The following is a 12,485-nucleotide window of genomic DNA, read 5'->3' as shown; positions in this document are numbered from 1 at the left end:
TCTGGAGTTAGAAGTCGACCATCGCTTCGGCGTAACTCAACGCTCACCGGCCGGCGGCTCGGTTAAACAGCGTCCTCCCAACCACGCCACACCGCTCGAAGATCCGCCGTTCCCTCCCCATTAGCGTGACAAACCGGCTGTTACAGCCGCTCGATGACGGTGGCGTTGGCCATGCCGCCGCCCTCACACATCGTCTGCAGGCCGTAGCGTCCGCCGCGCTGCTCGAGCGCATTGACCAGGGTGGTCATGATGCGTGCCCCGCTGGCGCCCAGCGGGTGCCCGATCGCGATGGCCCCGCCGTTGACATTCGTCTTGCTTAGATCGGCACCGGTGTCATGCGCCCACGCCAGCACCACCGGCGCGAACGCCTCGTTGACCTCGAACAGGTCGATATCTGCCAGCGTCAAACCCGCACGCGCCAGTACCTTTTCGGTGGCCGGGATGACACCGGTCAGCATGTACAGCGGATCGGACCCCACCACGGTGGTGGTGTGAATACGCGCGAGCGGGCTCAAACCCAGCTTGCGCGCAGTCGCACCGCTGGTGATCATCACTGCGGCGCTGCCGTCGGACAGCGGTGACGAGTTGCCGGGGGTGATCTCCCAGTTGATCTGAGGAAAGCGCGCGGCGTAGGCCTCGTTGTAGAACGCCGGCCTCAACCCGGACAAGGTCTCCACCGTGGTTCCCGGGCGGATGATCTCGTCGGTGCTCAACCCGGCGACGGGGGCGAGTTCGGCCTCGAACAGGCCGTCCTTGGTGGCCCGCGCCGCCTTCTCGTGGCTGCCCGCGGAGAACTCATCGAGCTGGGCGCGGGAGAAGCCCCATTTTGCCGCGATCAGTTCGGCGCTGATGCCCTGCGGGACAAGGCCTTCGGAGTAGCGCTCGGCGAACGCCAGGCCGAACGGGTCGCTGCCCGGCAACACCGAGCTGCCCATCGGTACTCGCGACATCGACTCCACACCCGCGGCGATCACGACGTCGTAGGCACCGGCCAGCACGCCCTGGGCGGCGAAGCTGATGGCCTGCTGGCTGCTGCCGCACTGGCGGTCGACGGTGGTCCCGGGGACGCGTTCGGGGAAGCCCGCGCCCAGCAGGGCGTTGCGCGCGATGTTGACGGCTTGATCGCCGACCTGCGTGACTGCGCCCGCAATGACATCGTCGACCAGTACGGGGTCCACGCCGGTGCGCGCGATCAGCTCCCGCAGGCTGTGCGCCAGAAGGTCCGCGGGCAGGACGCCGTGCAGCGCGCCACCGGCCTTGCCTTTGCCGATCGGCGTCCGAACCGCTCCGACGATGACTGCGTCCCGGTCTGCATATCCGGTCATCTGGCCCTCCTGATGCTCCGCGCTGAGTATTGTTATGGCTACCCAGGTATAACACCTGGGTATAGTAAGAACAACTCAGGGATGGAGTTTGATTCCGTGGGAATGCTGCAGGGCAAGCTCGCCAATCGGGACAGTTGGTCGGCGGTGGGGCATTGCCCGATCGAACGGACCATGGCGTTCGCGGGCACCAAATCGGCGATGCTCATCATGCGCGAGGCCTTCTACGGCACCACCAGATTCGACGACTTCTCCCGCCGGGTCGGGATCACCAAAGCGGCGACCTCGGCACGCCTGTCTGACCTCGTGGCCGCCGGGCTGCTGGCAAAGCGTCCCTACCGCGAACCCGGTCAGCGGGAGCGCGACGAGTACATACTCACCGAATCCGGGACCGACTTCATGCCGGTGGTGTGGGCCATGTTCGAGTGGGGTCGCAAACATCTCGGCGACACCGGGCTCAGGCTCGCCCATGACGGATGCGGTGCCGTGGCCGGAGTCGAAATCCGTTGTGAGGAAGGACACCGCGTGCCGGCAGAGGAACTTGTGGTCCGCGTCGAGCGTCGCACGTCGTGAGCCGCGCTGCCCAAGCGTTGGAGATCCTGACCGAACACGGCCAGTAGCGTATCGAGCCGGGGCTCACGGCTGCCGAATTGGCCACCCCGCCTGGCACATCCGCTGTGGGTCTTCTGGTGGGATTGAGGCCGGCGCTACTCTCGGCCGGTGCTGCACTTACGTGTCATCGCGCCCGCCGATCTGCGGGCACCGATCCTGAACGTCTTCGACCGGGAACCCGGCGTCACGAATGTCGTGGTGCACGCCGGGGATGCGAGAGATCCGGCCGGAGACGAGATCACGGCCATCTTGGTCCGGGAGGCGGCCAACGATGTGGTGGAGCGGTTGAAATCCCTTGATGTGCCGCATTTGGGGGCCATCACCCTGGAGCCACTCGACACCGTCCTGTCCGCGTCGGCCTTTCACGCCGAGGATGCCACCGAGGGAGACGGCGCCGATGCGGTGATCTGGGATGAGCTGGTATCGCGCACTCGCGAGGAATCCAGCCTCAACGCGACGTATCTGATGTTCTTGTGTATCGCGTGTCTGCTCGCCGCGGTCGGCGTCGTCAGCGACTCCGCGGTCACCGTCGTCGGCGCCATGGTCGTCGGACCCGAGTTCGGGCCGTTGGCGGCGCTCGCGGTCGCACTGGTGCAACGTCGGATGTCGTTGGCTCGCCGGGCCGGCGCGGCACTGCTGATCGGCTTCCCCGTGGCCATGGGCGTCACCGCCCTGGCCACGTTGGGCTTCGAAGCGCTCGGATGGGTGTCCTTGACCAGTTTCCGAGACCTTCAGCAGGTGGATTTCATCTTCCGGGTCGGCCCTTTCTCATTGGTGGTGGCCTTACTGGCGGGTGCGGCCGGAATGTTGTCGCTGGTGTCGGCGAAATCCTCGGCGCTGGTGGGCGTCTTCATCTCGGTGACGACGGTGCCCGCGGCCGGTTTCGCGGTGGTCGCCGCGACGGTCGGGGAGTGGGACATCGCGGCCCGGTCCGTGCTGCAGCTCGGCGTCAACCTGACGGGAATCACAACGGCCGGTGTCGTGATGCTCGCGCTCTACCGCAGATTCGCCGCGCGCTGAGACACGCGCTGAGACACGCGCTGAGACGACCATGCCATCACAGGTGGCTGATGCCGATGGCGAGGAAATACACGCCGACCGCACCGGCGATCGCGGCCACCACGAGTCGATGGTGAATGCCCATCCACTCGTAGATGCGTTCGACGCCTGAGCGGGTCGGTGCCGGCGCCACCCAGAAACTGATGATCGGGATGATCGCGGCGAGGAATCCCACGAGATTGAACACGACCATCGCGGCCATCTGCTCGGTGACCCCGGCGTCCGAGGTGAGGGCGGCAGCCATCGCGGCCAGGTAGTACGGCGTGGGAAAACCGTTGATCAGGCCCAGGAGGCCGGCCGCCCACGGCGCCTCGCCACGCAACGCGGCCTGCATCCCGCCCGGCAGTTTCGACAGACCCGGCACGTCCTCCTCGGTGGGCGCGCCGGTGCCGTGGTGGCCCACTGCGGCCGGCGCGGCCCTGCGGGTGCGCACCCGCGTGACCAGGCGTTCGAGCACACCTGTGATGGACAGGACGCCGATCATCAGCGCCGCGATCCCGATGCCGATCTCCAGGCCCGGGGGCATGGTGCGCCCGCCGTCGCCGGTCACGTTCTTGAACACGAACACCACCGCGGCGCCGACCGCGACATTGGCGGTGAAGGCCAACAGGAAGAACGGGAGCAGCAACCGCAAAGGGCGTGACCGCGACAGCATGAAGGCAACCACGCCGATTCTGAGGGGGTCGACCGCCGCCACGGCGGCCATCACCAGCACGGTGCTCCACATCGCCGTTGGCCACATCCCTTCACGTCGATTGCTCCACCGAATTCAACCAGCGCTGAGCGAATCCGGCCGAATTCACTGATCTCGGTGCGCCAGCAAGCCGGGATCTTCGCCGGTTGCGTACCGTCCTTGACTGATGGTTCTTCGCGCGAACGGCTCACCGGAGTCCGCTCAGGCCACCGGTGTTGCCCTGGACACCGGTGCGAGTCGCGCCGCCGACGGGATCGACGTCGACGGGTTGCTGGCCGCCTACCGCCGGTCCGGGGCCCAACGCGCGTTGTTCGACGTGCGCGACGCCGGCCTCGGCGCCGGATACGACGAGTTGGTCGATGTGTCGGGCAACGTCCGGCCGGCTTGGAGCGAGTTGGCGGCGGGGATCGGTGAGCGTGGTCGTGACGGCCTGGACCGGCTGCGCGCCATGGTGCGCGGTCTCGTCGACAACGACGGCATCACCTACATCCAGGTGGATCGCCACGGGGAGGTCGTCACCGACGACGACGGCACCGCGGTGCCGGGACCCTGGCACCTGGATGCGCTGCCGCTGATGCTCTCGGCTGCCGATTGGGACTGCCTGGAATCGGGGCTGGTGCAGCGGTCACGGCTTCTCGACGCGGTGCTGACCGATCTGTACGGCGCGCGCCGTTCGCTCACCAGCGGGGTGCTCCCGGCGCAATTGTTGTTCGCTCATCCGGGATATCTGCGGGCCGCGCGCGGCATCGTGGTGCCCGGCCGCCATCAGTTGTTCCTGCACGGCTGCGATGTCAGTCGCGGCGCCGATGGTGCCTTCATGGTGAACGCGGATTGGACCCAGGCGCCCTCGGGTGCCGGTTACGCCCTGGCGGATCGCCGTGTCATCGCACACGCCGCCCCCGACCTGTACGAGCGGGTCGGTCCGCGACCCGCCTCGCCGTGGGCTCAGGCGTTGCGATTGGCGCTTCTGGACGCGGCTCCCGAGGCGGCCGAGGAGCCGATGGTTGTGGTGCTCAGCCCCGGGATCCACTCCGAGACCGCCTTCGACCAGGCCTATCTGGCCGGTGTGCTCGGCTTCCCGCTGGTGGAGAGTGCCGATCTCGTGGTCCGCGACGGCACGCTGTGGATGCGGTCGCTGGGCACGCTCAAGCGCGTCGACGTCGTACTGCGGCGGGTCGACGCCGACTATGTCGATCCGCTGGACCTGCGCCCCGATTCCCGGCTCGGCGTTGCCGGCCTGGTGGAGGCGTTACGTCGCGGATCGGTCACGGTGGTGAACACGCTGGGCAGCGGGATTCTGGAAAGTCCCGGTCTGGCACGGTTTTTGCCGCAGCTGGCCAGGCTGTTGCTGGACGAGACACCGCAACTGCCGACCGCACCGATGTACTGGGGCGGAGTCGACATCGAACGATCCCATCTGCTCACCAAGTTGTCCTCGCTGTTGGTCCGGCCGGTCAACGGCGGCGCCACGATTGTCGGGCCGATGCTGGCGGCGGCCGACCGAGAGGACCTGGCCGCCCGTATCGAGGCCGAGCCCACGCGGTGGGTGGGCCAGGAGTTGCCCCAGTTTTCCACCGCGCCGACCAATTACCGATCCAAGGGGCTGTCGCCAGGAAACGTCGGCATGAGGTTGTTCACCGTCGCTCAGCGCGGGGGATATGCGCCGATGATCGGTGGACTCGGCTACGTCGTCGCCCCGGGAAGCGCTGCCTACCGAATGAACACCCTTGCCGCCAAAGATGTTTGGGTGCAGACACCGCAACGCGTCACCGCCGAGCGAATCCCGACGGTCTCGGTCGAACCGGTTTCCGTGGCGACGGTGCCCAGCCCGACCCGGGCGGTCAGTTCGCCGCGGGTGCTCTCGGACCTGTTCTGGATGGGCCGTTACGCCGAACGCGCCGAGAGCATGGCGCGGCTGCTCACCATCACCCGGGAGCGCTACCACGAATACCGCTATCGCCGGGATCTTGAGGAAAGCCAGTGTGTCCCGGTCCTGCTGGCGGCGATCGGATCCATCACCGGCACCGACACCGGTGACGCCGCCGATGCCCACGAGATGATCTCGATCGCCCCGACCACACTGTGGTCGGTCACCGCCGACCGGCATCGGGCGGGATCGCTCGCGCAATCGGTGGAACGCCTCGGTCTGGCAGCCCGGGCGGTACGCGACCAGATGTCCAACGACACCTGGATGGTGCTGGCCGGTGTCGAACGTGCGGTGTTGCAGCCCTCGGCCGTCCCGCCCCAATCGCCCAATGTCGCAGAGGCGTATCTGGCGACCGCGCACAGCCAGACCCTGGCCGGGATGTTGGCACTGTCCGGAGTGGCCGCCGAATCGATGGTCCAGGACGTGGGCTGGACCATGATGGACCTCGGCAAGCGCATCGAGCGCGGGCTGGCGCTCACGGCTTTACTGCGCACCACGTTGACCGCGGGGCGCGGTGCGGCAGCCGAACGCGCGGTGGCCGAGTCGGTCCTGGTGGTGTGCGAATCCTCGGTGATCTATCGGCGGCGCAACCCCGGCCGGATCAGCATCGCCGCGATCGCCGAACTGCTGCTCTTCGATGCCGAGAACCCCCGGTCGCTGATCTATCAGTTGGAACGCATCCGGTCCGACCTCAAGCCGTTGCCCGGAGCATCGGGATCCTCACGTGCCGAACGTCTGCTCGACGAACTGGTGACCCGACTGCGTCGACTGGATCCGGCGGATCTCGAAGAAATCACCGCCGGCGGGACTCGGGCGGAATTGGCCGACCTGCTCGACGGGGTGCACTCCGGTCTGCGGGAGCTCTCGGGTGTCATCACCGCGGCGCACCTGTCCCTACCCGGCGGGATGCAACCGTTGTGGGGGCCCGATGAACGGCGGGTGGTGCCATGACCGGTCCGGCCGGCGCGACGGCGACCCGCTGCCATGAGATCACCCACCGCACGGTCTATCGCTATTCCGACGATGTCACCAGCTCGTACGGGCGCGGCTTTCTCACCCCACGTGAGCTGCCGTGGCAACGCTGCCTGTCCCACGAGCTGGTGATCGACCCGGAGGCGGCCGACAGCTCCACCAGCCGCGACTCCTACGGCAACATCAGCTCGTATTTCCACGTCACCGAGCGGCACCGCACCCTGAGCATCACCAGCCGCTCCGTGGTCGAGGTGGATCCACCTGCGCCCGAACACTATTCGGGTGCCTCGGCGAGGGCGCCGTGGGAGCTGGCCCGCCCGGTGGGCGGCGATGGCGCACTGGCCGCCGAATTCGCCCTCGACCTCGCGCAGGCGGAGATCACGGACGCGGTCCGCCAGTACGCCGCACCCAGCTTCGTGTCCGGGCGGCCGCTGATCGAGGTGCTTGGGGACCTGACGTCGAGGATCTACTCCGACTTCACCTATCGGTCCGGGTCGACGACGGTGTCCACCGCAGTGGCCGACGTGCTGGCGGCCCGGGCGGGGGTATGCCAAGACTTCGCCCGGTTGGCCATCGCCTGTCTGCGGGCCAACGGTCTGGCTGCCAGTTACGTCTCGGGCTATCTGGCCACCGATCCGCCGCCCGGCAAGGAACGCATGATCGGGATCGACGCCACACATGCCTGGGCGTCGGTGTGGACACCGCAGAACGTCTGGCTGGGAATGGATCCCACCAATGACCAGATGGTCGACGAGCGCTATATCGTGGCCGGCTTCGGCCGCGACTATGCCGACATACCTCCGTTGCGCGGCATCATCTACACCGATTCTCTCAGCAGCGTGATCGAGGTGTCGGTGGATGTGGCGCCGTGTCCGCCCGATCGAGGGGGGCTGTTGCATGCGTGATTTCAACTGCCCGAGGTGCGGCCAGCGGCTGGCGTTCGAGAACTCGCTGTGCTTGTCGTGTCGCAGCCCGCTCGGGTTCTCACTCGATGACATGGCGTTGCTGGTGATCACCGATGAGGGCCAGGGCGGCCGTACCGGCGCGGTCGACGCGAATCAATATCGGCTGTGCGCGAATCTGCATCTGGCCGAATGTAATTGGCTGGTGCGCGTCGGTGACGATCCGTTGTGCTTGTCGTGCCGGCTCACCAGAACCCGGCCCGACGACACCGATACCGAGGCGTTGGCGTCGTTCGCCGAGGCGGAGCGCGCCAAGCGACGGCTCATCGCCGAACTCCACGAGTTGAAATTGCCGATCGTCAGCCGTGCCGAGGATCCTCAGTTCGGGCTGGCGTTCGATCTGCTCTCCAGCCAGTTCGAGAAGGTGTTCACCGGCCATCACAACGGCGTCATCACCCTGGATCTCGCCGAGGGCGACGACGTGCACCGCGAGCAGTTGCGGATCGCGATGGAAGAGCCGTACCGCACGCTGCTCGGACACTTCCGCCATGAAATCGGGCACTACTACTTCTATCGGCTGGTGGCCCCGTCACGGGACTACTCTGCGCGGTTCGCTGAGTTGTTCGGAGATCCGGACGCCGACTACCAGGCCGCGCTGGACCGGCACTACAACGACGGCCCTGAGCCGGGCTGGGAGGACGACTTCGTGTCGTCGTACGCGACCATGCACGCCGCCGAGGACTGGGCCGAGACCTTCGCCCACTATCTGCACATCCGCGACACCCTCGACACCGCTGCGGCATTCGGGTTCGCGCCGTCGGGGGCCACGTTCGGCCGACGGCTGCTGGGTCCGGCCGGGTTCGACACCATCGTCGCCATGTGGTTGCCACTGGCGTGGTCGCTGAACATGGTGAACCGGTCGATGGGCCACGACGATCTATACCCGTTCGTGTTGGCTCCGGCGGTCCTGGAGAAGATGCGGTTCGTTCACAGCGTCGTCGACGAGGTCACCGCCGGTTGAGTTCGGCTGCTATGGCGCCGAACATCAGTGCCGTCTCCAGCGGCAGGGTGTTGAAGGCGGGCTCGGCCTGCGGCCACGTCGACCATTGCACGATGACCAGTTTCTGTCGTTGATCGACCATGATCACCTGGCCGAATATCCCCAAGGCCCACAGGTTTTCATCCATCCCGGCGGTTCGGGGTGGACTCACGTCGCCGGCGTCGGCGGCGATGCTGTTGTTCCACCACTGATAGCCGTAGGTGCCTTCGGGGTGGCTCGCGGTCACCGAACCGCGGGCAGTCGTCCACGTCCGCGCGTCGCGCACCCACCCCTCGGGCAGGGTGTCGGTGCCGTCGGGCAGCTCACCGTTACGCATCACGTATAGCCCGAAGCGTCCCCAGTCGGTGAGGGTGGCATTGAACCCGTGCCCGCCCATGTCGTGACGGCCCAGTTCGTAGGAATGCCAGACCCCGTCAGCGGTCATGCCGAACGGCTTCCAGATCTTGTCCTGCAGATACGTGGCCAGATTCGTGCCCGTGGCCTTCTCCAGGAGATCACCGAGCAACCAGGCTCCGCCGGTGGTGTAGGACCACACCTCGCCCGGGTTGACGCCGGGCTTTCGTTCGAGCCCGTGCACGAGTGAATACACACAACGGTAGGTGTCGTCAGCGGCTTCACATGCGGTGAGTTTGGCGAAATCCGATCCCGGATCGGTGTAATCCTCGTTCCACTCGACGCCCGAGGTGTGCGTGATGAGCTGGCGCACGGTGACCCCGTCGAACGCGGTGCCGACGAAATCGGGCTCGTACTTCGTCACGGGGTCATCGAGGGATCCGATCGCGCCTTCCTTCACCGCGACACCGACCAGCGTGGACACCACCGACTTGCCGACCGATCGTGACGTCCACAGCGTCGAGGCGTCGTTCCCGGCACCGTAATGCTCAAAGGCGATCTCGCCGTCTTTGAGCACCAGCATCCCGGTGACGCTCTGGCGGTCCAGGTAATCGCCGAGGTCGTGGGCGACGCCGTCGACGGTGTAGGACGCGGCGGTCAGCTGGTGATCTGCCTTGGGCAGCGGAAACGGATCGCCGTGGCGGAACACGTCGCCGGGGTAGGCCCGGTAGTCGTTGCGGAATCCGACCACCCGCTGCGCCTGATTCCAGGTGAGCATGTCCGCGACGTCTGGCAGGTCATGGTCGATGGGCTTGGGACACACCGTCATTCCCGGCACGCCGCAGTCCGGTGATGCTTGCGGGCCGCACGCACTCGCCGAGAACGTCAACACCAGCGCCGACGCGGCTGCGAGCGTGCGAGTTAACAGCACGGTCACGATGGTATGTCGCAACGCCGGCTTCGGATCAGGCGTTTCTAGGATCGCCGCGTGAATGATCGCTACGGTTCCGACATCCTGTCCCGAAACCCGCACACTCCGAAGCTGACTCGATCGAAGGAACAGCCCGCGGAGAAGGGCCTGGTCGTCGAGGATGCCCAGAGCGGGTACGTGGGTGCCGTGGTGCGGATCGAAGGTGGCCGAGTCGAACTCGAAGACCGCCGGGGCAAGGTGCGGGCATTCCCGATGGGGCCGGGTTTCCTGATCGACGGCAAGCCGGTGAGCCTCGTGGTGCCCAAACGGACGGCGGCGCCGGCCCGTACGGCGTCGGGATCGGTGGCGGTACCGAACGCCAAGGCCCGGGTCGCGCTGGCCAGCCGGATCTATGTGGAAGGCCGCCACGACGCCGAACTCGTCGAACAGGTCTGGGGCGCGGACCTTCGCATCGAGGGTGTCGTCGTCGAATATCTGGGCGGCGTCGACGACCTGGTCGACATCGTCGCCGAGTTCACGCCCGGTCCGAGTCGGCGACTGGGTGTGCTGGTCGATCACTTGGTCGCCGGGTCCAAGGAAGCGCGGATCGCCGAGGCGGTACGGCGCGGCCCGGGCGGGGAGCACACCCTGGTGGTCGGGCACCCCTTCGTCGATATCTGGCAGTCCGTCAAACCTGCCCGGCTCGGGATGAAGGCCTGGCCGGCGATCCCGCGCAACATCGAGTGGAAACACGGCATCTGTGAGTCGCTCGGCTGGCCGCATCATGATCAGGCCGACATCGCCCGGGCCTGGCAGCGGATCCGCGGGCGAGTGCGGGACTGGAACGACCTGGAGCCCGCGTTGATCGGCCGGGTCGAGGAGCTCATCGATTTCGTGACCGCACCGGCTTCGTGACCGCACCGGCCTGGTTCGTCGCTCCGGCGTGGTAAGCAGAAGGCGTGTCCGACAGCTTGTTCGACGTGCCAGGTGAGCCCGCAGCCGCGGGCCCCGGTGCGCCGGCCCCCGCCTCTGCGCCGCTGGCGGTGCGGATGCGCCCCGCCGGACTCGACGAGGTGCTCGGCCAGAACCATCTGTTGCGGGCGGGCTCGCCGTTGCGCCGCCTGGTGGAGGGGTCCGGTGCCGCGTCGGTCATCCTCTACGGCCCTCCGGGCACGGGCAAGACCACCCTGGCCTCGCTGATCTCGCAGGCCACCGGCCGCCGGTTCGAGGCGCTGTCGGCGCTGAGCGCAGGGGTCAAGGAAGTCCGCGCGGTCTTGGAAAAGGCGCGCATCGCGCTCGTTCATCACGGCGAACAAACCGTGCTGTTCATCGACGAGGTGCACCGGTTCTCCAAGACGCAGCAGGACGCGCTGCTGGCGGCGGTGGAGAACCGCGTGGTCCTGCTGGTCGCCGCGACCACGGAAAACCCGTCGTTCTCGGTCGTCGCGCCACTGCTGTCGCGCTCGCTGATCCTGCAGCTGCAGCCGCTCGGCCCCGAGGACATCGGCACCGTGGTGCGCCGCGCGCTGACCGATCCGCGCGGGCTCGGCGGTGCCGTCGAGGCCACCGACGAGGCCGTCGACCTGCTGGTGCGGCTGTCCTCGGGAGACGCCCGTCGTGCGCTGACCGCCCTGGAGGTCGCCGCTGAAACCGCAGGCGGTCCCGGCGGCACCATCACCGTGGAGATCATCGAGCAGTCCCTGGACAAGGCCGCGGTGCGCTACGACCGCGACGGCGATCAGCACTACGACGTGATCAGCGCGTTCATCAAGTCGGTGCGTGGATCCGATGTCGATGCGGCGTTGCACTACCTGGCGCGGATGCTGGTCGCGGGGGAGGACCCGCGATTCGTGGCGCGCCGGTTGATGATCCTGGCCAGCGAGGACATCGGTATGGCCGACCCCACCGCGCTACCGACCGCGGTGGCCGCTGCCCAGACGGTGCAGCTGATCGGGATGCCCGAGGCGCAGTTGACGCTCGCGCATGCCACGGTCCACCTGGCCACCGCGCCGAAGTCCAACGCGGTGACCACAGCGCTCGGGGCGGCGATGAACGACATTCGCGCAGGCAAGGCCGGCTTGGTGCCGCCGAACTTGCGGGACGGTCACTACTCAGGAGCGCAGAAGCTCGGCAACGCCGTGGGATACAAGTACGCTCACGATCATCCCGACGGTGTTGTGCCACAACAATATCCACCCGACGACCTGGTGGGAGTGGACTACTACCAGCCGACGGGTCGTGGCTTCGAACGTGAACTCGCCACCCGGGTGGACAAGCTACGGGCCATCATTCGTCGGGCCCGGCGCTGATCCACACGAAAACCACGGTCCCAGTTGAGGTTCAACTGGGACCGTGGCGCGGCGAGTCGGTCAGCGCAGCAGGCCGGACCGTCGGTGACCGAAAACCCCTGTCCTTCCGCGCCCCATGAACGCGGACACCAGGGCCACACCGATGGCGGCCACGATGACCTGGACGAGCAATTCGAGCCAGTCGATGCCGCTGGTCATGGTCGGGATGCCGAGCGCACGGGCGATGGCACTGCCGATGAATGCCGAAACGATTCCGACCAGGATCGTCACCAGAATCCCGATAGGTTGTCTGCCGGGGACGATCAGCCGGCCGATCAGGCCGACGACGATGCCGATCAAGATCGCGCTGATGATGCCGGTGATGGTCATTTTCTCCTCCAGGGCT

11 protein-coding genes are annotated in these 12,485 nt (G+C 67.1%); 7 read left to right on the top strand and 4 right to left on the bottom strand.

Translation table 11 applies throughout. The features are described from left to right. Positions 1-140 precede the first annotated feature (140 nt). Positions 141-1,325: a thiolase family protein gene (locus E0T84_RS23840; protein WP_070943623.1), complete on the bottom strand. Its 1,185-nt coding sequence runs from the start codon at positions 1,323-1,325 to the stop codon at positions 141-143. An 81-nt stretch (positions 1,326-1,406) separates the two neighbouring features. On the opposite strand from E0T84_RS23840, the gene E0T84_RS23835 reads away from it, so the two are divergent. Continuing rightward, positions 1,407-1,895, top strand: a complete 489-nt coding sequence (locus tag E0T84_RS23835) for a helix-turn-helix domain-containing protein (protein WP_120764882.1) — start codon at positions 1,407-1,409, stop codon at positions 1,893-1,895. A gap of 147 nt (positions 1,896-2,042) precedes the next feature. After that, a complete protein-coding gene (locus E0T84_RS23830; protein ID WP_070186894.1) occupies positions 2,043-2,954 on the top strand; it encodes a DUF389 domain-containing protein in 912 nt (303 codons plus the stop codon). Between the two features lie 37 nt (positions 2,955-2,991). On the opposite strand, the gene E0T84_RS23825 is transcribed toward E0T84_RS23830, so the two are convergent. Further along, a complete protein-coding gene (locus E0T84_RS23825; protein WP_070186893.1) occupies positions 2,992-3,720 on the bottom strand; it encodes a GAP family protein in 729 nt (242 codons plus the stop codon). A 133-nt stretch (positions 3,721-3,853) separates the two neighbouring features. On the opposite strand from E0T84_RS23825, the gene E0T84_RS23820 reads away from it, so the two are divergent. Genes E0T84_RS23820 through E0T84_RS23810 form a run of 3 tightly spaced genes read left to right on the top strand, consistent with a single transcriptional unit; the run spans position 3,854 to position 8,509 of the window. Next, entirely contained in the window at positions 3,854-6,565 is a 2,712-nt protein-coding gene (locus E0T84_RS23820) for a circularly permuted type 2 ATP-grasp protein (protein ID WP_075909637.1), read from the top strand. After that, positions 6,562-7,491, top strand: a complete 930-nt coding sequence (locus tag E0T84_RS23815) for a transglutaminase family protein (protein WP_138745727.1) — start codon at positions 6,562-6,564, stop codon at positions 7,489-7,491. The genes E0T84_RS23820 and E0T84_RS23815 overlap by 4 nt, the downstream gene beginning before the upstream one ends. Continuing rightward, positions 7,484-8,509, top strand: a complete 1,026-nt coding sequence (locus E0T84_RS23810; RefSeq protein ID WP_138745726.1) for a putative zinc-binding metallopeptidase — start codon at positions 7,484-7,486, stop codon at positions 8,507-8,509. Before E0T84_RS23815 ends, E0T84_RS23810 begins: the two co-directional genes overlap by 8 nt. On the opposite strand, the gene E0T84_RS23805 is transcribed toward E0T84_RS23810, so the two are convergent. After that, a complete protein-coding gene (locus E0T84_RS23805; RefSeq protein ID WP_212757728.1) occupies positions 8,496-9,812 on the bottom strand; it encodes a serine hydrolase in 1,317 nt (438 codons plus the stop codon). The genes E0T84_RS23810 and E0T84_RS23805 overlap by 14 nt on opposite strands. A 57-nt stretch (positions 9,813-9,869) precedes the next feature. On the opposite strand from E0T84_RS23805, the gene E0T84_RS23800 reads away from it, so the two are divergent. Beyond that, the gene (locus E0T84_RS23800; protein WP_138745725.1) at positions 9,870-10,706 is read left to right on the top strand and encodes a DUF3097 domain-containing protein; all 837 of its coding nucleotides are present in this window, start codon (positions 9,870-9,872) and stop codon (positions 10,704-10,706) included. A 44-nt stretch (positions 10,707-10,750) separates the two neighbouring features. Then, positions 10,751-12,100 carry a replication-associated recombination protein A gene (locus E0T84_RS23795; RefSeq protein ID WP_138745724.1) on the top strand — a complete coding sequence of 450 codons (1,350 nt, stop codon included), beginning with the start codon at positions 10,751-10,753 and terminating at the stop codon, positions 12,098-12,100. Positions 12,101-12,160: 60 nt separating this feature from the next. Here E0T84_RS23795 and E0T84_RS23790 read toward each other — a convergent pair whose 3' ends face one another. Next, positions 12,161-12,469 carry a GlsB/YeaQ/YmgE family stress response membrane protein gene (locus tag E0T84_RS23790; protein ID WP_070186888.1) on the bottom strand — a complete coding sequence of 103 codons (309 nt, stop codon included), beginning with the start codon at positions 12,467-12,469 and terminating at the stop codon, positions 12,161-12,163. Positions 12,470-12,485 lie beyond the last annotated feature (16 nt).

The organism is Mycobacterium sp. DBP42 (genome assembly GCF_005924235.1).
GTDB classification, from domain to species: domain Bacteria; phylum Actinomycetota; class Actinomycetes; order Mycobacteriales; family Mycobacteriaceae; genus Mycobacterium; species Mycobacterium syngnathidarum.
Note: the sequence above shows the minus strand (reverse complement) of the source record. Positions and strands in the feature narration are given on the sequence as shown.

Excerpts from the sequence above, each read along its gene's own strand:
- E0T84_RS23825 (WP_070186893.1), bottom strand. The coding sequence starts at position 3,720 with ATGTGGAGCACCGTGCTGGTGATGGCCGCCGTGGCGGCGGTCGACCCC.
- E0T84_RS23815 (WP_138745727.1), top strand. The coding sequence starts at position 6,562 with ATGACCGGTCCGGCCGGCGCGACGGCGACCCGCTGCCATGAGATCACC.
- E0T84_RS23810 (WP_138745726.1), top strand. The coding sequence starts at position 7,484 with ATGCGTGATTTCAACTGCCCGAGGTGCGGCCAGCGGCTGGCGTTCGAG.
- E0T84_RS23840 (WP_070943623.1), bottom strand. The coding sequence starts at position 1,325 with ATGACCGGATATGCAGACCGGGACGCAGTCATCGTCGGAGCGGTTCGG.
- E0T84_RS23835 (WP_120764882.1), top strand. The coding sequence starts at position 1,407 with ATGGAGTTTGATTCCGTGGGAATGCTGCAGGGCAAGCTCGCCAATCGG.
- E0T84_RS23790 (WP_070186888.1), bottom strand. The coding sequence starts at position 12,469 with ATGACCATCACCGGCATCATCAGCGCGATCTTGATCGGCATCGTCGTC.
- E0T84_RS23820 (WP_075909637.1), top strand. The coding sequence starts at position 3,854 with ATGGTTCTTCGCGCGAACGGCTCACCGGAGTCCGCTCAGGCCACCGGT.